The organism is Armatimonadota bacterium, assembly GCA_039679645.1.
Taxonomy (GTDB): Bacteria; Armatimonadota; UBA5829; order UBA5829; family UBA5829; genus UBA5829.
The window spans coordinates 1-21176 of sequence record JBDKUO010000060.1 but is presented as its reverse complement, the minus strand read 5'-3'; the positions used below and the strand labels follow the sequence as shown (position 1 = coordinate 21176).

The window sequence follows — 21176 nt, the reverse complement described above, 5'->3', positions numbered from 1 at the left end:
GCAAGCTGTACAATCGTCATTACGGGAGGGCTTTATGCAAATGAAATGCCCGAAGTGTAATTGGGAAAATAAAGATGATGCAGTAAAATGCGCACTCTGCGGTGCGGATCTGGCTGGTGAGAGTACAACTGCAATATCACAACCACCTGTCCAAACTCCACAGCCGCCAGTCTATTCTCAGCAACCACCCCCTGGCCCCCCACAGTATTTTGACCCGACAGCAGCTCCACCTCGCCCGGTGCCCGACCTTATGATATGGTCAATAGTGATTACCGTGCTGTCAGTGTGCTGCTCCATATTTGCACTCCCATTCGGCATCATTGCTATAGTAAAGTCCTCACAGGCAAACGGCAAGAAGCGGATGGGTGACTATCAAGGCGCGATGGCCGACGCTAACCTAGCCAAGATAATGATATTTGTTGCAATTGGAGTATGGGTAATTAATCTCATCATAGGTATTGCCTGGGTGCTTACGCATGGAATAGGCAACTATCCATTTCCAATGCCTGGCCCGACCAGGAGGATATGAGATACAGATCATCACTCGCACTACTTGGGGCGGTGGTTATCGGCATCGTCGTTTTGATATGCTGCATATCAAAAGTGAGCCGGTGGCTGCCGCCTTGTCCGTTTCATCTGCTTACCGGGTTATATTGCCCCGGCTGTGGTTTGACCAGGGCTGCCAATGAAATGGCAGCCGGACACATTGTCGCAGCCATTCGCCTCAACGTATTTATGATGGTCATTATCCCACTAATCGGCTTGACAACATTCATCCGGATAATTGCGCATCAACAAGTCAGAATGTCCAATCGTGCAGCCTGGATAGTCCTGGCAAGCATGATGATCTTTTGGGCAGCCCGCAACATACCCGTCTTCCCTTTTTCGCTGCTGGCGCCGCATTGAGGAGGATGCTCGGGGGTCGGCGGTTTGCCGTCGTTTGCAGGGGTGAGCGCGAATCACTGTCTGTTCCGTTAGCCGTGCCGACCCTCCAAGTGCATCCATAATGATTGTAGCCGCAAGAAGCCAGCCGGCCATGAGTCCGCAGACTCATTTGACAGCAGAGATGGTCCTATCTTTTTCGGGCAGTGAACCCTGGGCCCAGCAGACGCGACGTAGTTTGCCTCCCCAGCCAATGTGGAAGAACAGTGTGTCTACATTCTTGAAGATTCTTCGCGGCGGCGCTCACGCTCTACGTCGCGGGTCGCAATGGATTCGCGCTTGTCGTAGAGTTTTTTGCCGCGACCGAGGCCGACATTCACCTTAGCGTAGCCGCGAGTGAAGTAGAGCTTAAGAGGTATTAGTGTAAAGCCTTTTTCCTGAAGCTTGCGGTTGATCTTCTCGATCTCCGCCTTACGCATGAGCAGTTTGCGCGGGCGCAGTGGGTCTACGTTGTAGCGATTACCCTGCTCATACGGCGCGATGTGCATTCCATGGAGCCATAGTTCTCCGTTTTCGATCTTGCAGAACGCTTCTGTTATGCTCGCCTTGCCCAAACGCAGAGACTTAACCTCAGTGCCGACAAGCACGATCCCGGCCTCGAACTGATCATCTATAAAGTATTCATGCCAGGCCTTACGATTGGAGATCGAAACGTCCTGGGGTTTTGTCTTTTTATCTTTCGCCATAATCGCACTATTATATCACGGTACGCCAAGAGCCGGGAGACTGGCTCCCGGCTCTTGGTAAACATATTATAAAAAATGATAGCTAACTTCGTGCAGTTATTATCCCGTTTGCTTTCTGCTCCGTCTCCCTTACGACCCTTTCAATGTGGTTCTTGATCTCATCATCACAGATGCTGCGCGCGTTCGGGCACACACTGCCACACCAGGGACAAGACAAACCCTCCGTTGAGTCGGCAAAGAAATCGGATACAAGTTCAGTTCCACAATCCTGGCACCTGTAGCGCCATTCAACTCGCAGTTTGATCATAGTGCTCACCGTCCCGACTATTTGACGACACAAAAGGCTGAACGGTTCGCATCATGCCAAAAATATTTAACTTGGCTTTATACTATCCTGCAGCTTCTTGGAGAATTTCATCAGGGATATCGAAGTTTGCATAAGCATTCTGGACGTCGTCATTATCTTCCAGCGCATCCATCAATCGAAGAATCTGGCTTGCTCCCTTGATATCTTCAACTCGGACTGTGCTCTTAGGAATCATCGTCAATTCGGCAGAGGTAAATTCGATCCCGGCTTCAGTCAAGGCGTCACGGACTTTTGCCAAAGCGTCCGGCGGGCATATGACCTCGATGACATCTTCCTCTTCTTTGATGTCTTCAGCGCCTGCGTCCATGGTCGCCATCATAACGCTCTCTTCGTCCGATTTATCTGCTGGTATCTGGACCATACCCTTTTGATCGAACATCCAGCCAACACAACCCATTTCGCCCAGATTTCCGCCTGTCTTGGAAAATATATTGCGGAGTTCGGCAACAGTTCGGTTGCGGTTATCGGTAAGGCATGGAACAAGTACAGCTACTCCTGCTGGCCCATAGCCTTCGTAGGTGATTTCTTCGAAGTTGGCTCCCTCAATCTCGCCGGTTCCTCGCTGGATTGCGCGCTTGATGTTGTCGGCGGGCATGGAGTTTTCTCGTGCCTTTTGGACTGCGATTCTCAGCCGCAGGTTCGAATCGGGATTGCCGCCGCCTTCTTTGGCTGCGACGATTATTTCGCGAGCCAGCTTAGTGAATATCTTGCCGCGCTGTAGGTCCTGTTTGCCCTTTCGCAGTTTTATATTATGCCATTTGGAATGACCTGACATTTTATGTTTTCACCTCGGGAGTATTGGTTGCGGGGAGAGGGGGTCAATCACACAAGGTCGGACTGACCAAGCCCAAACCTGATGTAGTATAACGCAAAAACGAGTCTAGGTCAACTTCTTGTCAAAACCTGCTGTTTTATCAGTCGATCCACGCGATTAATAATGCGAAAAAAAACTTGGGATAAATCCTAAAAAACGGTTGACCACTATTGGTGAACATGGTATATTATACTAGGTTGCTATCGAACAAACGTTCTCATTAATGTTACTAATAAGGAGGCCCTAATCTTGAGTAATGCTCTTCCATTGGCAGTAGTCAACAATAGAACACACGAGAAAACCTCATCGCAAAATATCAATTTCGATATCCTGCTTCTTGCGGCCAGGGAAGGCCTCATCGACCTTGAGGATGTTGCGAATACGATGCTGTCCACGGCAGTCGGCTTTGGGTACAATACCGGTGCCTATACGCAGGTCCAGCTTGATAGAAAAATTCGCGATGAGAATCGCCGTCTGCCTCAAATCGATGAATATGCCGTGCCGGCTGAAGTGATGGACTATATATTCGAGCGCCAATTGGATGATCTTATCGGCGTAAGTGAAGTAACGGCTTTTCAAGAGATTGTCTTCCGGCTGAGTGTGGCAGGTTTGACGATCAAGAATATAGCGGCAAACCTTGGTTTGTCTACGTCAAGGACAGCAGCAGCGCTTAGAACCGCCAGGCGCAAGGTAAGAGCGGCCTACGAAGAGGGAGAATACGCGGGGTGGTACGAGGTGTACCTGAGCGAAGTGAATCGAACAAGAAAGAAATGAACTCCGCGCTGCGGGTTGGGCTATGACGCGACTCACATAGCCCAGCTCGCGGTATTTCTTCTCCAAATAGTTGGAAATGCCGTGTCATGTGGGTAAATTGATACCCGAAACATTCCATGTTGGCCGCCTGCCATGTTATAATTGGTGGGTTTTTGAAAATCACTGCCCCACAACGAACTATCGAGGTGAACCATGTTTAGTGCATCCATTGAGGAAATCATAGCACGAGAAATACTCGACTCACGCGGCAATCCGACCGTGGAAGTCGAAGTCTGGCTTGACGACGGCACGATGGGCCGCGCGGCCGTGCCAAGCGGCGCATCCACCGGCGCTCACGAAGCTCTTGAGTTGAGAGATGGCGACAAGACCCGGTTTTTGGGCAAGGGCGTTATGGACGCCGTGCGCAATGTCAACGAACTGATCGCTCCTGAGCTTATCAACTATCCAGTTACCGAGCAGGCTGCAATCGACCAAACAATGCTCGATCTTGATGGAACCCCGAACAAGTCCAAACTAGGCGCAAATGCGATCTTGGGTGTAAGTCTTGCCTGCGCAAAGGCCGCTGCCGAATCGCTCGGCCTGCCTCTTTATCGCTATCTGGGCGGAGTCAATGCCAAGAATCTGCCGGTTCCTATGATGAACATTTTGAACGGCGGCAAGCATGCCGACAACACCGTGGATATTCAGGAGTTTATGGTCATGCCGGTCGGAGCATGCTGCTGGGTCGATGCTCTGAGAATGTGCGCCGAAGTATATCATAACCTTGCAAAAGTCCTTAAGAGTAAGGGCCTTTCGACTGCAATCGGCGATGAGGGCGGTTTTGCTCCCAACCTCAAGAACTCCGAGGAGACCATTGAAGTTATTCTCGAAGCCATCGAGAAGGCCGGTTACAAGCCGGGCGAGCAGTTTATGATTGCTCTGGACCCTGCCGCCAGCGAAATGTACAACGACGGAGTTTATAACTTCGAAGGCGAGGGCATCAAGCGCACCTCTGCCGAAATGGTCGACTACTGGGAATCGCTGGTCAACAAATATCCGATCATATCAATCGAAGACGGCATGGCCGAAGACGATTGGGACGGCTGGGTAGCTCTTACCAAGCGCGTTGGCGACAAGGTCCAGATAGTCGGCGACGACCTCTACGTGACCAACGTCGAGCGCCTAAAGAAGGGTATCGAACTGGGAGCTTCCAACTCGATCCTGATCAAAGTGAACCAGATCGGCTCACTTACCGAGACTCTCGACACTATCGAGCTGGCCAAGAAGAACAACATGACTGCTGTCGTGAGCCACAGATCGGGCGAGACTGAAGACACCTTCATCGCCGACCTGGTGGTTGCCCTGAACGCTGGTCAGATCAAGACAGGCGCACCCGCACGTAGCGAGCGCGTTGCCAAATACAACCAGCTTATCAGGATTGAAGAGGACCTTGCAGACGTCGCCCGGTATCCGGGGATCAAGGCGTTTTATAACGTGAAGAGGTAACTTCTAGTAGTTAAAAGTAATTAGAAATAGAGCCGGGGCGCGATTTGTGCCCCGGTTTTTTTAGTTTTGCTGTCATGTAATCACACATGTGGTATACTGTAATCGGAGGTGCGCCATGGTTAGGACCCAAATTCAATTAACTGAAAATCAGGCGGAACAAGCAAAACGCGCTGCGGCTCAGATGGGAATATCAATGGCTGAGTATATTCGTCATGCCCTTGATACTTCATTGAAGCAGCAATCTGCACTTGAGGCAAGACAGCGAGCATTGCATGTGATAGGTTGCGTCAAATCAGAGATGGGTGATTTGTCGGTGAACCACGACCGTTATCTGGAGGAGGCCTATACGCAGTGAGCGTATTCATCGACACCTCCGCCATTCTTGCCATCTTCGACAGCGCTGATCCTCGAAACAAATCTGCCTCAGCCATATGGACTGGGTTGATGAACTCAGATGAGGAAGTGATTACGTCTAACTACGTAATCGTAGAAACCACGGCATTATTGCACAGCCGATTCGGTATTGCAATTGCATGCCAATTCTCAGAGAACATGGTCCCGGTGTTATCTGTCGAATGGGTGGATGAGCAGCTTCATAATACTGCTGTCTCAGTTCTTAACGCTGCATCATCTAACCGGTCACCTAGCCTAGTTGATTGTGTGAGCTTTGAGGTCATCAGGCGGCGCAAGGTTGATAGGGTGTTTGCATATGACAGGCATTTTAGGGAGAGGGGTTATGAACTGATTGGGCAGCAAACATGAAGGACATCTATCTGCTTATGTGACGTCCGTTCTCATCATAGTTTGGAGATTCCTGGTATCCACATGATTGCCAAAGGATGTCTAGCGTGGGTTTTAGCAAAATATCAAGCTCAGATGTATCTATATCTTGAATTGTCAGTTCTGGTAAGATCATCAAACCCCTATCAATTCTAGCAGGTGGTTCGCTGTATGAGTTTACGAAAAACTTGTCTTTTACATTCAGTAGAGCGAGCATTAAAGAAATAGGTGGTTCAATACTCAGTAATTTTAGACAATCAAGGTAATCAGCCAAAGCACAGAGTATCGATTTCTCTATGCATGTTCCTCCTAGAGAGTCTTTATTTATGCTTTCATTTATTGCTCTGTAAGAACCGACAGCCTCTACAATGCCTTTCCTGTAGATCTGAGCATAATTGCATTTATCAAAAGCCAGATAGCCATCAAGGTTGTAACAGCCGTTCCAGTCAAAAGAGAAGGGTGGCTTAATATTCCCATAGAGTTTCTCTGCTGCTCGTGCAATATCAGTCTGACTAGTTGGATCAAAAGCTGTGAAAGGCAGTGCGTGGATGACAAGCTTCACACCTTCAGGTAGTGGAATTGGCGTCTCCCCGCCGATAATTCGCGCCAAGCGTTCACGCTGAAACTTTTGCATACGGTCTGATAAGCTCTCGGACATTAAGAAAGCAGAGCGAATCTGAGGAATATCCAATATCTGATTGTTACGGCTGCTTCTTGTATAAAAACGAACCCAATCGCCATTCGGCTGCAGAACCGCATGGGGTGACATAAAGCTTTTGGGAATGCGCATAAGTATAACAGGTCCATCTGAAAAACCTGCAATGGCTCTTGAGTGAATATTGAGTATGCGTGGATCGAGACCACGCATTGCTATATCTTCAATTCTGCGCATTTCCTTATCGGCATCTATGTTGGCAAGCCCGGGTGCAGATTCAGCAACACCATCGCGTTCCTTTATCCCAAATATCAAGTCTCCACCGCCAGCATTTGCAAAGGCGCTGACATCGGCAAGAAAAGAAACTTTGTCCTTATCTGAATTTCCAGGAAGCGTTAGCTTATAATCAAGCGTTCGTCATTCAGAAGTAGCTTGATCAACAAGGAAATCAATATCAGCTTTTGTTATGTCGTTAAGTGGCTTTGGAATCATCTTGTTTACTCAATGGAATCTTATTCCGCACTTCCGCCTTTCCTGCCTTCAACACTCGAAAGCTCCAGAGCCTCCTCGGCTTCGCGGCGGGCCTGCTTTTGACCCTGGTAGCGCTCTTTTACCTGCCACATAAAGTTGACTATCTTCGCATCGCGTGATGAGTCGACAAACCCGTCATAATCCAGGTTCAGGAACGGTATGTTATTGTGACGCCTGCGCAGTGACTGGCTCAGGGCTGTTACAGTGTTGCCGGGCATGCAGTTGAACGGTATCACACTCACTATGCCTGCCACGCCGCGCTTGGTGAAGTCTTCGCTCTTGCCCATAGAGCAGATAGCTTCACCACCGAAATTGTAGTTAACGTATTCGGAGCCGTTGCGGACGACCTCTTCAGGACCGATATCGTCGTATCCGTCCAGATAAGGCAGGGTCGCATGGTATAACGCATGCTCCTCGCGTGCGGCAATTTTGCAATAGAACGAATACCCGCTGCGGTTTTTGATCCCGTCCAAGCTGATTCCCACATCCTTCATGACGTCGTTCGAGAGGACTTTTGCTATATAGATGGCGTAGAAGAAAAACTCGCTCATCGGGGCAAGCCATGTTTCGGCGCCTTCGGCCTCAAGCTTGCGAAGTATACTCTGGTTGGCGCGCTCATGCAGCCGCACTAACCACTCGCCTACCACACCTACCAGCAGCCTGTCCTCTGCGCGTTTGGGGATCTTGTCGAAATCCTCCTGCGCCCGATGCAGCAGTTCCTGCATTAAGTCCAGATGCTTCGTGTTGAAAAAGACGGAGAGTTTGTTGGACTCTATCCGCTTCCTGCATTCGGGCGCCATGTCGATAAGTTTCTGAACATAGTATTCAAAGAGCCTGTCGGTCTCACCTTTGTTGATCTCGTAAGGCCGGGTGCGCTGCACCATCTTGAAGAGCAGGTCATGGCAGACGACCATATCCCAGCCAAGCACCAGGAACGATACTCCAAGCCCACCGTCTTCGCTCTTGCTGCCAAGGGTGACTATCGGAACCTGCTCAAAGCCCAGTTTGTCAAGGATCCTGCGCTGAAGCATGCTGTACATCCCGAACCTGCATGGCCCCTCGGAGTTGCCCTGGAAGAATGCTTCTTTGTCCGGATCAAAGTCAGGCTGCTGCAGACGATAGATGATATCTTCAGTGGTCACGAGAGCCGGCAGGCAGACGTCTTCCGATATGGCCTTCCGGCCCAGGTTCAAGGCCGGATCAGGAGATTTGGGAAGCGCGTATGCGTCCACCCCATAGGCTCTGAGCGCCGACGCAAGGAGAGGCGCGGCTTCGTTGACATATGGAAGCCACAGCCTGCGCCCATGCAGGTTTACAATAGGCGTATCGGTGGTTCTTATCTGCTCAGACTTCTTCGCGGCGCCTTTACTTGCCGTATCGGCAAATGCTTCGATGCGGGTGATGACCCCTGCGTCGGCGGTGTGCTCGTCAATCTGCATCATATAGCACGGCTCGCCTATCTCGTCCTTAAAGAAGGGGTTGCCGAATGAGTCCGGCCCGCATGCAAAATATGTCAGCACCACGGCCTTTAGGCGAGAATCCTCACGAATCAGCCGTGCGGCCATCAGCTTCTTTTGAATCTGGCGCGAGTAGGCGTTAGGCCAGTGATCGGAGATATCGGCTGCTTCAAGCGGCAAAAAGTCCTGCGGTATCGCAAGGATTCCCATATCCTGAATCTTTTTGCCGATATCCATATTGACGACGGGGTCCCATAGGGTATACGGACGCCCTACTACAATAAAGGCCATCTGGTCAGGGGCAAGAGTCGCGAGCACTTCGGCTCCACGCTTTTCCTGCCATTTTCTGAACTTGCTGAGAACCTTTAGTCCGACTTCCAGTGCTGCCTTGGATTCACCTGCGCTCTTACCCAGTTCTTTTCCGGCCTGCACAAATGCCTTTTCCAGATGTTTGCGACCGCGCTTGAAGTGAAGCACGGGTGAAACATGTTTGATCCCGCGCTCAGTCACCCCCACGCATGATGATATGACGTCCGGCGCAGCCTGCAGATACGGGCAGGTCTGAGCCTGCCGCATATTCGAGTTCGGCTGCTCGGTCGAAATTATGCGCGGCGCGAAAATCACATCGACGTTCTTTTCGATCAGGTCCATATAGTGGCCATGCGCGACCTTGAACGGGAAACAAGGTTCGCCTATAGCGACATCCAATCCCATTTCGACTATTCGCTTGTTTGTCTGATCGGAGACGACCACCTCAAAGCCCAACTCACTCAAAAATGCGTTATACAACGGGAAGAGTTCGCTGAACATCAGCCCCCGCGGAACACCCACTTTTAGGTGTTGGGTGTTGGGTGTCGGGTGTTGGGGAAGAGAGGGCGAGACTCCCGCAGAGGCGCTGCTGTTGCCTATCTCAAACATCATCTTTTCGCGCTCAGCAAACAGGTCGGGCAGGTGCTCACCCAGGTTCTTCTTTTGCAAGGCGCTATATTTTTCACAGCGGTCGTTATAGAAGTACTTTGGGCCATCCTTTATCTTGAATGTGTTGACGTCGCAGCGGTTGGCGCACGACTTGCACTCAAACGATGTGATCTCATACTCAGTCTCAGCGATCTTGTCGAACCCCCTGAAAGTGCTTACCTCCGGGTTTGCCAGATACGCCAGCCGCGCTGCGCCCACAGCACCTGTGATGTGCGGATACGGGGGGACAACTATCTTTCGACCAAGAGCAGTCTCATACGCCGCGACCATGCCCTTGTTGAATGCCACTGCGCCCTGGAATGCAATCTTGCCGCCTATATCTCGGCTGGCGACGTTTTTGTTGAGATAATTCTTGACACTGGCAAGGCAGATCCCAGCAGCCAGGTCGGCTGCGGGGACATTGTTCTGCTGATAATAGACCATGGCAGATTCGGAAAAGACCGTGCACGTCCAGTCCAGGTCGGGCGGACGAGTGTTTTGTATTGCCAGATCACCGAAGTCTTCCAGCGGCACGCCAAGCCGAGCAGCCTGCTTTTCAAGAAAAGCGCCAGTGCCGGCTGCGCATGCCTTGTTCATCTCAAAGTCGATTATCACGTCGCCGTCGAGGCGGATATATTTGCTGTCCTGACCGCCGATCTCAAAAATTGTATCGACGTCTTCGGCATACGCAAATGCGCCCGATGCCTGAGCGGTAATCTCATTTTTGATCAGGTCCGCGCCTATGTAATCACCTGTGAGGTAGCGCCCGCTGCCCGTAGTAGCTGCGGATATCTTTCCTATGTTGAATCCTGCGTCTTTGAGCTGCTGATCGATTTTTGCAAGAGTGTCGCGGACAGCCGCCAGCGGGTCGCCGTCCGTGCGGCGGTAATATGCGGCCAGCACATAAAACTTGCCGTCTATCTGTGTGACAACCGCTGCCTTTGTGCTCACTGAGCCTATATCTACTCCGAGCGCTGCGCGCTCAATATCGCGGGGAAGCCCAGAACTGAGTTCTGAGATCGAAGTGCTGAGATCGCCCTTGTTGGTCTTCCACTGGATCTCGGACTTTTCGAGTCTGATAGGCTCCGCGCCTGGGTATTCGATTGGTTTTTTAAGGTGCTCTTCCAGTATTTTTACAGCGTCCCGGATGTCAACCATCGACTCAGCTTTCAGCGCCGCCCCAATGGCTCCGAGGGTCCGATTGTGTTTGGGAACAAAGAGCCTCGCGCCGAGCCCGAGTTCTTCGGCAAGATATTTCACCACAGCAGGGTTTTCCGATACACCGCCGATAAAAGCGACTTTATCGCGAAACTCTTTGCCGCGCGCTATAGCCGAGCGATAGTTTCGGCTGATAGCCTGATGGATACCTGCCGCGATTCGATTGCGTGGGGTTCCTTTCTGATATAAGTGCGTGATGTCCGACTCGGTAAAAACAGCGCAGCGGCCCGAAAGGCTTGCGGGGCTTTCGGTTTCGAGAGCAACCTGAGCGAACTCCTCAATCGATGAGTAATTGAGCCGCTTTGCCATATGATCGAGAAAAGACCCGCTGCCTGACGCGCATTTGTTGCCGAGGTTGGAATCCTCAACCAGCAGCCTGCCGCTTACCGCGTCGCGCTCAAAGAGCAGATATTTTTGAGCCTCCCGGCCCATCTCCACTACTGTGCGCACCTGGGGGTAGAGTTTGTCCACTGCTGCAGCGAGCGCATTCGGCTCGTGTATGGCATCAATTCCGATCAGTTCTTTCAAAGTTCCGGCGCCGCCGCCGGTCGCTGCCATATAAACCTTGCCGCTCGTTTTAGAGCAGATACCTTCGAGGATTTCTTTGACGCGCCTTATCGGCTGCCCCTGAATACGCGTGATCTCCAGCGGCTCTATCGATTCATCCTCGCGAATGATGACGGTTTTTACCGTATCCGACCCAACGTCGAATCCGATTCTTATAGACATAGGAAATGCCCTCCTATTGCGTCGCCCTGCCAGAGGGGTTGGAAAAGGCTTGGTTGGAGTTTACCCAAACCTGAGATACTCTCACGTCTGTAGTATATTGCGCTTGTTTGCTACAGTCAAGGCATATGTAACAATACTGAAAAATGATAAAACTGTTTGCTGGATATCTACAATCTCATGTGTTATCATGGCTTCGATGCTATTGCATTTGTACACATCCACACGTGGACACGATGTATATGTAAAGCTGGAAAACCATATAGCGTTGAGATAGACAACTGCCTCATAGCTGTGAGAGCAATGGGTTAGGGTGAATATGAAAATCAATAAAGCATTGCTGACATTTATAAAAGGAACACTGCCGGTTGCAGGTCTGGTTCTCCTCATAGTTTTAGGTATATACCTATCAACCACTGCAAAGCCGTCTTCGAGCAAAATAACAAATATACGCTGGGTAGTCGACCCGCATCCGATTAGGCCGACAACCATAGCGTTTTTCGAGAAGAAGAACCCCGATATTCATGTCATAAATGATCCGGAGGCAACACCCCAAAGGCTACTTACTCAGCTTGCCGGAAACGTCCCCCCTGATATTATGACGATGTATACCCTAGATGAACTCGATAAATTTGCTAAAAACAACCTCCTGCTTGATCTTACACCATATGTAAAAAAGTATAAAATCCCAGTTAATGAGCTCTGGCCGCAGCTAAAGCCCTACATTTATTATAAAGGCAAGATTGTAGGCATTCCTGAAAACGGCGGCAACATGTACATGTTTTATAATAAAAAGCTTTTCAGGCAGGCCGGAGTGCCTTATCCCAAAGAGGGCTGGACCTGGGACGATTATGTCGCAGCCGCAAAGAAGCTTACCATATATAAGGTGATAAACGGTAGAAAAATTGCAATCCAGAAGGGCATGTATATCGATAACATACCATGCATCTTCATATGGAAATACGGCGGCAGGTTCTTCAGCCCTGATGGCGAAACTTGCCTGATGGATTCTATAGAATGCAAGCAGGGTATTCAATTTTGGTATGACTTGAGAATGAAGTATCATGTGCTTCCCACAGGCGAGGAGACGGGAAGCATGGCCTCGATGGGTGGCTATGGCGGCGCATTTCTACTGTTTGCACAGAGCAAGGCTGCAATGGTTATCACCGGAAGGTATATGATACCTCAGTTTCGAGTGCAAAAAGGTCTGGAATGGGATGTTGCGCCTTATCCTAGGGGAAAATATACGGTCGCGCCATTTCTCAGCAAGTGCTACGTAATTCCTAAAACATGCAAGCATAAAGAAGCTGCGCTCAAATTCCTTCGTCATATTTTGGGCAGGGAAAATCAGAAACTGATATCGGATTACGCGGATGGTCTTCCGGCTCGCAACTCTCCGCAAATAATAAAAGACTATATATATAACCCAAAGTATCCAAACGAGACAAAGAACCAGCTCTTTATAGACGAGCTAAAATTTGGCCGTGATATCGAGTGGTCACCATATATTTCCGGTGCTGATCAGGCTGCTATTACTAACGCCGAGCTGGACAAGATGTGGCTTCGCGATCAGACTCCGGAAGCAGCCTGTAACAATATCGCAAAGAAGATAAATGAAGTGATCCGCCGCAACCTGGCGAATCCTAACTTCTTGAAATGAGAGGTTCTGCAGTGCCTAAGAAAAACGAACCAAAGAAAAGATCGAAGATAAACTGGTCGGGTAATGCTTTTCGCGAAACTGTTGCGGCTTATGGTTTTCTGATGCCCAATTTCATCGGGTTTGCCATATTTACTGCGATCCCGGTATTAGTGTCGCTATATATGGCCTTTACATACTGGAACATCTTCTCGAAGCCGGTGTGGATCGGGCTGGATAACTTTAGGAGTTTGTTGTGGTTTCGTCATGACAGCGGCCACCTGGTCGCAAACGACCCGTTTTTCTGGCAATATCTCTACAACACCGTCTTCTTCATGATCGGCATTCCTCTGGGTATGGCCGGCAATCTGATACTCGCACTGATGCTCAACCAGAAGATCAAAGGAGTAGTGTTTTTCAGGACTATATACTTCCTTCCGTCGGTCTCCGCCGGTGTGGCGCTGTTGATCTTATGGAAGTACCTCTTCAACTCCGAAGTCGGACTCTTGAACCAGTTTATTCGCAATGCCGGCAGCGTAATCTATGCCTCTAAGCCGCTTGCCCTGCTCTTTACACTCTTGTGTGCAGTAGTGCTCGGCCTGCTGATCATAGGCGCGATAGCGGCTGTGCTTGGTCTTTTGCTTTGGATATGTGAAAAGCTGAAAATTTACTGGCATGAGTCACTTTATAAGACTCTCGTAGTTATTGCGGGAGCAGCGGTTTACATTCTGATTGCTATGTCCTGGAATGTCATATTTAGATCGATCGGCAATTTTATGGGTACTCCGCCTAATTGGCTTGGTGAGGTGAGTCTGGCAAAACCCTCTCTGATATTTATGGGTATTTGGGGCGGCATCGGCGGTTTCGGCATGATTCTTTATCTGGCGGCGCTGCAGGGAGTCCCGAGGTCTATGTATGAGGCGGCTGAAATAGATGGTGCCGGTGGTTGGAAGAAGTTCTGGTCTGTAACCTGGCCTATGATAAGTCCGACAACATTTTACAACCTTATCATGGGTATTATCGGAGGTTTCCAGGGTGGATTCATGATGGCTAAAATAATGACCGGAGGTGGGCCGGTCGGCAGCACGACAACCCTCGAGTATTATCTTTACACCACCGCTTTTGAAAATTTCAACATGGGATATGCATCTGCCATATCATGGTTTATCTTTATCGTGGTGTTCATATTGACTATGATAACCTGGAAAATAGGCGGGCAGTTGGTGAACTATGAATAAGCTGGGACTAGGCACTAAAATTATCTTGTATGTTATTTTGACTTTAGGCGCCATCACTATGGCCATTCCATTCTTGTGGATGTTGAGTACGTCGATCAAGCAGCCTGGGGAGGTTTTCTCAACTGCGGGTGGGATCCAATGGCTTCCCGCCCACTTTTTCTGGCACGATACAATGGTTGATGGAAAGCTGGTCAGAGCATGGTGGGGAAACTATCCGGATGCATGGAATGCTATCAATCTGCCGAGACTTTATCTTAACAGCATATTCGTTGCCGTATGCGTAACCGTGGGTCAGGTTTCAACCAGTATAATGGCTGCGTTCTCGTTTGCGAGGCTTCGCTTTCCGGGTAGAGACAGGCTCTTCCTGGCTTATCTGGCGACTATGATGATCCCCGGATCAGTCACTATGATCCCTGTCTTTGTAATATTTAAACATCTGGGCCTTATCAATACATACTCATCATTGATTATTCCAGGCATTTTCAGCGCAGGCGGAACGTTTATGCTCAGGCAGTTTTTTATGAGTTTGCCCGGCGAGCTTGAGGATGCGGCGAAGATAGATGGCTGCGGGTACATCGGAATTTTGCGCAATGTTGTAGTGCCTCTTTCAAAACCAGCTATTGCCACTATAACAACCTTCACTTTCATGGGGTCATGGGGTAATTTCATGTGGCCTTTAGTTGTCACGATATCAGAGCAGTTGCGTACCATTCCAATCGGCCTTACTTATTTTATTGGAATGAACTTAACCAATTACACTCAGATGATGGCCACATCAATGATGGTTGTTATCCCTGTTATCCTCTTGTTTGTATTCAACCAGAGATACTTCGTCGAAGGAATCAAGATGTCGGGCTTTGGCGGCAGGTAGGTCGACGGAAGCGTTTTTTCAGTTTATGAATGCCGGGCGTTTAGCAATGTAAGCGCTCGGCATTTAGTATCCCTCCAGTGTATCTTGCCTGGAGGGATTTTTGATAAGAACGCTTAACAACCTTATGGGCGTAATAATACGCACGCTCAGAACTATATAAGCAAGGGATTAAGCTATGAAAGACACGATAGTATTGTTTCAGGGAGATAGCACAACAGATTGCGGAAGAGATTATAATAACCCAGCCGATCTCGGCCCGGGTTATCCTATGATGATAGCCGCGGCATATGGGGCTAAATATCCTGAAGATAGAGTAGTTTTTGTAAACCGGGGTATCAGTGGTAACAGAGTCAGAGACCTTCAGGAGCGCTGGCAGGAAGACTGCATAGATATCAAACCAGATGTGGTCTCCATACTGATCGGGATCAACGATACCTGGCGCCGTTATGACAGCAATGATCCGACGTCTGCCGATTTGTTCGAGCAGGGCTACCGTGATATACTTACTCGCACGCGCGAAAACACCGATGCTCTTATTGTTATGATGGATCCGTTCGTGCTGCCTTATCCTCAAGACCGTCTAGCCTGGCGCGAAGACCTGGACCCCAAGATTCAAGTGGTTCGAAATCTTGCCAGGGAATTTAAGGCAGTTCTGATACCGCTGGATGGAATATTTGCTCAGGCCATATGCCGGAGGGAGCCTCAATATTGGGCGGCGGATGGTGTTCATCCCACGCTATATGGTCATGCTTTGATAGCGAGGCAGTGGCTGGATACTGTGGAGGAGTTGGGGATACTCTAACATCCTTGAGGATGTATAAATGGGATTGTTTGATTGGCTTAAACACATAATCGGTGCTTGGAAAGCAGAAGAAGAAAAATATCAGGATATCGGAGGGACGAGATGAAAAGACTGCTTGAGAGAATCGCCGCAGGTGAAATACTGATCTCAGACGGCGCGATGGGCACATTTTTACAGGCAAAAGGTCTGAAGCCTGGTGAATCGCCCGAGTTGTGGTCCGTCACGCATCCTGATATAGTTAAAGCCATTGCCGAGTCATATATAGCGGCAGGAAGTGACATCATCGAGACCAACTCATTCGGCGGCACAAGTTATAAGCAGAAAGAGTTCGGGCTTGAGGATAGAGTCGCCGAGATGAACATAGCTGCCGCTAGGATAGCGAAAGGGGCTATGGGAGAAAAGGGCTACGTGGCCGCATCTGTAGGTCCCACCGGGCAGATCCCTTACGACGAGGGCGGCAATGCATCCAACGACGACCTCTATAACGCGTTCAAAGAGCAGGTCATTGCTCTCGCAGAAGGCGGAGCGGATGCCCTTTGTATTGAGACGATGATGTCTGCGATCGAGGCAGCTCAAGCCGTAAAAGCCGCAAAGGAAAATACCGACTTGCCTGTCATCTGCACTTTCACATTTGAGCCGGGTGCTCGCGGTTTTAGGACTATGATGGGAGCGACACCCGCTGATGCGGCAAAGGCGGTAGCTGAGGCAGGCGCTGATGTAGTCGGTGCAAACTGCGGCAACGGCATTGAAGATATGGTAGAGATCGCCAGGCAGATTCGTGAAGCCTTGCCTGATATTCCTATTATGATTCAAGCCAATGCCGGAAAGCCGGTTTTCGAGAACGGTAAGACTATCTTTAAGGCGACTCCGGAAAATATGGCCGCGCACGTTACCGAACTTATTTGCGCCGGAGCACATATTATCGGTGGATGCTGTGGGACCACACCCGATCACATTCGGGCAATAGCCGGTGTTGCAAAACAGGCAATAGATAGTGGTGCATAGGCAATTTACCCCTTCAAGTTTAGTCTTGATTCCTCCAGGTATCTCTACCTGGAGGTTATATCCACCTCAATGTGTCTCTCATAATACTATTTGCTCTCACCAAGAAACAACTTCACGTATTCTTCACATAAAGCACGCTCGCCAGGCCTTTTGAGTCTGTAATATATAGCTGCCAGCCTCAATGTTCGCACTAATTGCGATACTATATCGACAGCCAGGACTATATATAATTCTATTGGCGACTGATTGTTTACAGCCTATTTGTCGTTGGGTATATGCCTCCAAGACAGTATTTATTGGCCGGTCGCTGCGAGCTTCCTCAAAAGCGCACCGCCAAACCCAACTCCACACTATTTGGAAGGGAGAGATCAAGTTGCGATACTTAAAATTCATCACGCTATGTCTTGCACTGTTGGCTCTATGCACAACAGCACAGACCCAACCGGGAGTGTGTCTCTATCGCACTCCGGCGCCGCCGTCTTCAGTGCTCAACGATGGCGCGCACTCAATCACGTTCAACTGGACAATCAGTTATCTCACAAGTTGCAGTTCGCCTTACACATTTGAGATTCTTGACCCCAGTGAGACGCCGATTGTGACGCAAAACTATGAATGCGCACCGACATCTATTGTAAACTCGTTCGATTGGAACCCGGACGGGCAGCCCTGCGGGTGCTACTATGGACGCCTTCGATTTTACTCGAACTGGTGCTCGCCTCTTACCCGCAAGATCGAGGATGAGTCGCGAGTGGCTTTTTTGGTTACTCCATCAGCCAGATTTAAGATATGCAAATTCCTTGATCTCAATGGAAACGGCCACGAAGACCTCGGCGAACCGAGACTTGCCGGGTGGACGTTTACAGTTGAAAAACCGCTGGGCATTGTCGTGGATATGAAGACGACTGATGATAGCGGATGCACCGACTATTTTATCGTCCCCGTCGATTGCACCGGCACAACTCAATACTTCATCAGAGAAACAGTTCAGCCCGGATGGGTCAAGACTGCGCCTGATGGAGCGACTAATCCGATTACCGTAAACCTGTCACCGGGCACAAATGACGATGTCGTCTTCGGAAACTGGCAGCCAGTGAATATTGCCGGCTTTAAACTGCTGGATAAGGCACCTTGGCCCTGGACCAGCCCTCAATACACTAATCCACCCAACCCTCCGGAGTGGGAGCCTACTCCCAATTGTGCGGCTCAGCCTGACCCTCCGACTTCGTGTATCAGCCCGTTCCAGCCGGATCAGGAAGGAATCGGGGGAGTGAGCGTTGCTTTATACAAAGCTGACGGCGTGACGCTTGTTACAAACCCATCGCCGGCCTTTGTCAACCCGACAGTTACCAACCCTGACGGATCGTTCTCGTTTGGCCCGTTCCAGTGGGAGAGCGACCTTGTTATCAAGATGGATAACCCTGCTCCGGATCCGCCGGAATGCGACACAATCCCTGCAGACGGTGAACTCGCACCGTGGCCGGGTGAGTATTTTGGAACAGTTGCAACAAGCGTGTGGCCGTGCCCGAATATCAACTTCCCTCCTATTGAGGATCCGCACGAACTGGTAATAACCATACCGCCGCCTGATATTAGCAATCAGGTATATGGCTGCAACTACTTCTGGAACCATCAACCCTCGCGGCTGTGGGGACTGTTCTGCCCGGATACGTCTAAGTTCGTTCCTAGTCCGATCGTAGACCTTGCAAAAGACGGATTCGTATATCCGACGCCATCCGTCAATGCCAATCCACTGCCCAGTGGGTATTTCCTCTATCAGGTTCCGGAGATCAGTGTGGAATCGGAAGGCCTGAGGTCCGGTGTGTATACACTCACACCACCGGCGCTGCCGAACCCGACTACGCAGGCGTGGGAGGTTATTGCATACTGCAGCGAGAATTGCAGCGGACTCAAGTCATTCATACTTGCATCCGGTGGATCTGTCCAGGTAACACTACCGCCGGGATGCGATGTGCGAGTAGACTTCTGTGTGAAAGAAACAACACCAAACAGGCGCTGCTATCTGCCGGTGACGTTTACTCAGCAGGGGTGGCACGATTTCTGCGATCCGAACAACACTATCATCCCGGGCGGAATGATTTACAACAAATTCCCCCAAGCCTTTGCAACATTTAGCTATTACGGCACGATACTTACCAATAAAATGGTCGTCGGCAAGGGCAAGACAATAACGTACAGCGGCTCAACCAGCTCTCTAACGCGTCTTTGCATGTTCCTGCCGCAGACCGGAGCATGCGGAAAGTTAGACTACAGCTACGACAGCCCTTACAGCACGACACCTGCCGGGTCGCTTGCCGGTGAGACTATTGCGCTGATGATGAACATTGCTTACAACGACCGCAGGCTGATGCCTAGAACACCCGGCTATGACCTGGAGAAGTTCACGATAACCAGTGGGATTTACAAGGGTAGAAAAGTAGGAAATGTACTCAATGACGCTTATCTGGTCCTTGGAGGAGCATCGCCGGCAAGTGTTGGTCTGACCAATTGTCAGGAACTGGTTGATGTCATTTCGCAGATCAATGCAAACTATGCGTTCGTTGACTTCAACACGTTCACTGATAACGGATACCTGACTCCAAACGTGCCGCCGAGCCAACCTGCTCCAGCGACAACTCCGACTGTACCATATTCGCCTTAACGAACAAACTATAGAGGAGGGTAGAAAAGTGATAGCTGCAGAGCCCGAAGATTATTTTCTTCGGGCTCTGCGTCATGTCTTGAGTGATCTATTGATGGAATCTGAAATTTTAAGTGTTCGCTTTACATATTGATCGGTGTATTCCGCAATGCTGACATGTTTTTGCCGGCACTGCGAAGCAAGTTCGCGGATCGAGGCTTTTTGTCTTTGCCCCAACTTATTGGATCGCAGATATTGCACGAGGTCGTCTGAAAGATATTTCATTGCACACCTGCCTGATTAAATATACCTCTGCATTATATCCAATAAGACTGTCATTCTATGTCAGCCCGCCCACAAATTGTTCGACTTTTTTTTCGGCGTCCGAATAAAGCGCAAGCACAGCTTTGGCATGCTCCATTATGTATTCTTTCAGAGAGTTCGGTTCCAGGACTTCGGCGTCCTTGCCGTAGCCCATTATCCAGATTGCTATTTCCTCTATCCCTGCAACGCACACCTCATACACCACGGCGCCATCCGGTTGAGGCCTAACGATCTGCGTAGGGTGCCGCCTTGATTCAGTGATCATTCGCGCGACTCTTGGAGAAAACCTGACCTTGACCACAGTAGGCTCGCCGCCCGCCCAGGCCTCCCAACTCAGCCGGAAATACTCATCGACATTGAAATCTTTGGGCACTTCAAAAATCTCACCTGTATCCACTACCCTGCGAAAACGCGCCAGTTTGAACTGTCTGACCTTACCATGTTCGCGGCTCGCTGCAATAATATACCAACTGTGCTTTCTAAATACTATCGCATACGGATCGATCATATATTCCTTATCGGCATTGCTTTTTTGAGAGGAGTATATTACACGCAGGCGATGATGCTTGTTTAACCCGGTCTCTAACCTTTCTAGGGTGTCCGAACCGATATCAAAGGGAGGCGCGTTCACATGAACGCGATGGACTTCCGCCATATCACGCGCGGCTACCAATCCGTCATATGAAACAGCGTCGCGAATCTTTTTCCAGGCAGACTGCGCATACTTGCCGATAGGTGACGTTTGGCCGAACGGCGAGGACTTAAGACTCATTTTCAAAGCCAATATTTCTTCAGCATTAAGATATAGAGTGTCATCTGAGCACAGGTCGTTCAGGAAATAGCCGCCATCACTGCAGTAGACCGGTGTGGCGAGTTCAACGGCCAGCTCACTCAGCCACCTATAGATTGTCCTATCAGACCGCCCCAGTTGACGTGCAAGCCCATTGATTGTAATGCCGGGTTGCTGTTTTATCAATTCTATTGTCTTTATCAGCAGAGCGGATTTTGCCAATTTCCTCACCTCATGTCGCAGTCTAGCAGGCATAATGACAACTGTCAACACATGAATGTCAGTTCTGCAGGGCTAACGCACGAGTTACAAAAACATGAACGCCTGATAGGTGACGATCTCCGAATCGTCATCTTAATGCCGAATCGGGGTCTCCGAACCCCGTAACCTTTGCTGGAATAGCCGGATTCGGAGATCCGGCACTGGTTCTTGGGTAAGGATTCGGAGATCCTTACCCATCATACGAGTGATGTGTTTGAA

Annotated in this window: 18 protein-coding genes and 1 pseudogene; 12 read left to right on the top strand and 7 right to left on the bottom strand. The window is 49.8% G+C overall.

Annotated features, from left to right (window positions below):
• Positions 1 to 250 precede the first annotated feature (250 nt).
• Positions 251 to 529 (top strand): CD225/dispanin family protein, encoded by a 279-nt coding sequence (locus tag ABFD83_12335; GenBank protein MEN6357857.1) that lies wholly within the window; start codon positions 251 to 253, stop codon positions 527 to 529.
• A complete protein-coding gene (locus ABFD83_12330; GenBank protein ID MEN6357856.1) occupies positions 526 to 906 on the top strand; it encodes a DUF2752 domain-containing protein in 381 nt (126 codons plus the stop codon). The genes ABFD83_12335 and ABFD83_12330 overlap by 4 nt, the downstream gene beginning before the upstream one ends.
• Positions 907 to 1154: 248 nt before the next feature.
• Here ABFD83_12330 and smpB read toward each other — a convergent pair whose 3' ends face one another.
• The 3 genes from smpB to ABFD83_12315 all read right to left on the bottom strand — a co-directional run bounded on the left by smpB (position 1155) and on the right by ABFD83_12315 (position 2770).
• On the bottom strand, positions 1155 to 1628 hold the full coding sequence (smpB, locus tag ABFD83_12325) for an SsrA-binding protein SmpB (GenBank protein MEN6357855.1): 474 nt from the start codon (positions 1626 to 1628) through the stop codon (positions 1155 to 1157).
• Positions 1629 to 1710: 82 nt separating this feature from the next.
• The gene (locus ABFD83_12320; protein MEN6357854.1) at positions 1711 to 1935 is read right to left on the bottom strand and encodes a hypothetical protein; all 225 of its coding nucleotides are present in this window, start codon (positions 1933 to 1935) and stop codon (positions 1711 to 1713) included.
• A gap of 82 nt (positions 1936 to 2017) precedes the next feature.
• Positions 2018 to 2770, bottom strand: coding sequence for a YebC/PmpR family DNA-binding transcriptional regulator (locus ABFD83_12315; protein MEN6357853.1), 753 nt, complete (start codon positions 2768 to 2770; stop codon positions 2018 to 2020).
• 288 nt (positions 2771 to 3058) lie between these two features.
• Here ABFD83_12315 and ABFD83_12310 point away from each other — a divergent pair, with 288 nt between their 5' ends.
• The 4 genes from ABFD83_12310 to ABFD83_12295 all read left to right on the top strand — a co-directional run bounded on the left by ABFD83_12310 (position 3059) and on the right by ABFD83_12295 (position 5830).
• Positions 3059 to 3583, top strand: coding sequence for a hypothetical protein (locus tag ABFD83_12310; GenBank protein MEN6357852.1), 525 nt, complete (start codon positions 3059 to 3061; stop codon positions 3581 to 3583).
• Between the two features lie 192 nt (positions 3584 to 3775).
• Complete coding sequence (eno, locus tag ABFD83_12305) at positions 3776 to 5068, top strand: phosphopyruvate hydratase (protein ID MEN6357851.1); 1293 nt, start codon at positions 3776 to 3778, stop codon at positions 5066 to 5068.
• A 115-nt stretch (positions 5069 to 5183) separates the two neighbouring features.
• Positions 5184 to 5423, top strand: a complete 240-nt coding sequence (locus ABFD83_12300; GenBank protein ID MEN6357850.1) for a CopG family transcriptional regulator — start codon at positions 5184 to 5186, stop codon at positions 5421 to 5423.
• Positions 5420 to 5830 (top strand): PIN domain-containing protein, encoded by a 411-nt coding sequence (locus ABFD83_12295; GenBank protein ID MEN6357849.1) that lies wholly within the window; start codon positions 5420 to 5422, stop codon positions 5828 to 5830. Before ABFD83_12300 ends, ABFD83_12295 begins: the two co-directional genes overlap by 4 nt.
• 7 nt (positions 5831 to 5837) lie before the next feature.
• On the opposite strand, the pseudogene ABFD83_12290 reads toward ABFD83_12295, so the two are convergent.
• Positions 5838 to 6905, bottom strand: a pseudogene (locus ABFD83_12290) (ATP-binding protein).
• Between the two features lie 110 nt (positions 6906 to 7015).
• Positions 7016 to 11395, bottom strand: a complete 4380-nt coding sequence (locus ABFD83_12285; GenBank protein MEN6357848.1) for an acyl-CoA dehydratase activase — start codon at positions 11393 to 11395, stop codon at positions 7016 to 7018.
• A gap of 316 nt (positions 11396 to 11711) precedes the next feature.
• On the opposite strand from ABFD83_12285, the gene ABFD83_12280 reads away from it, so the two are divergent.
• From ABFD83_12280 to ABFD83_12255, 6 genes are all read left to right on the top strand, one after another.
• Complete coding sequence (locus ABFD83_12280; protein MEN6357847.1) at positions 11712 to 13052, top strand: sugar ABC transporter substrate-binding protein; 1341 nt, start codon at positions 11712 to 11714, stop codon at positions 13050 to 13052.
• Positions 13053 to 13063: 11 nt separating this feature from the next.
• Positions 13064 to 14266 carry a sugar ABC transporter permease gene (locus tag ABFD83_12275; protein ID MEN6357846.1) on the top strand — a complete coding sequence of 401 codons (1203 nt, stop codon included), beginning with the start codon at positions 13064 to 13066 and terminating at the stop codon, positions 14264 to 14266.
• Entirely contained in the window at positions 14259 to 15137 is an 879-nt protein-coding gene (locus ABFD83_12270; GenBank protein ID MEN6357845.1) for a carbohydrate ABC transporter permease, read from the top strand. The genes ABFD83_12275 and ABFD83_12270 overlap by 8 nt, the downstream gene beginning before the upstream one ends.
• Before the next feature lie 175 nt (positions 15138 to 15312).
• Entirely contained in the window at positions 15313 to 15939 is a 627-nt protein-coding gene (locus ABFD83_12265) for an SGNH/GDSL hydrolase family protein (protein MEN6357844.1), read from the top strand.
• A gap of 102 nt (positions 15940 to 16041) precedes the next feature.
• A complete protein-coding gene (locus ABFD83_12260) occupies positions 16042 to 16944 on the top strand; it encodes a homocysteine S-methyltransferase family protein (GenBank protein MEN6357843.1) in 903 nt (300 codons plus the stop codon).
• 373 nt (positions 16945 to 17317) lie between these two features.
• The gene (locus ABFD83_12255; GenBank protein ID MEN6357842.1) at positions 17318 to 19603 is read left to right on the top strand and encodes a hypothetical protein; all 2286 of its coding nucleotides are present in this window, start codon (positions 17318 to 17320) and stop codon (positions 19601 to 19603) included.
• A gap of 72 nt (positions 19604 to 19675) precedes the next feature.
• Here the strand turns inward: ABFD83_12255 and ABFD83_12250 are convergent, their stop codons facing one another.
• The gene (locus ABFD83_12250) at positions 19676 to 19867 is read right to left on the bottom strand and encodes a hypothetical protein (protein MEN6357841.1); all 192 of its coding nucleotides are present in this window, start codon (positions 19865 to 19867) and stop codon (positions 19676 to 19678) included.
• A 55-nt stretch (positions 19868 to 19922) separates the two neighbouring features.
• Positions 19923 to 20918, bottom strand: coding sequence for a WYL domain-containing protein (locus tag ABFD83_12245; protein MEN6357840.1), 996 nt, complete (start codon positions 20916 to 20918; stop codon positions 19923 to 19925).
• Positions 20919 to 21176 lie beyond the last annotated feature (258 nt).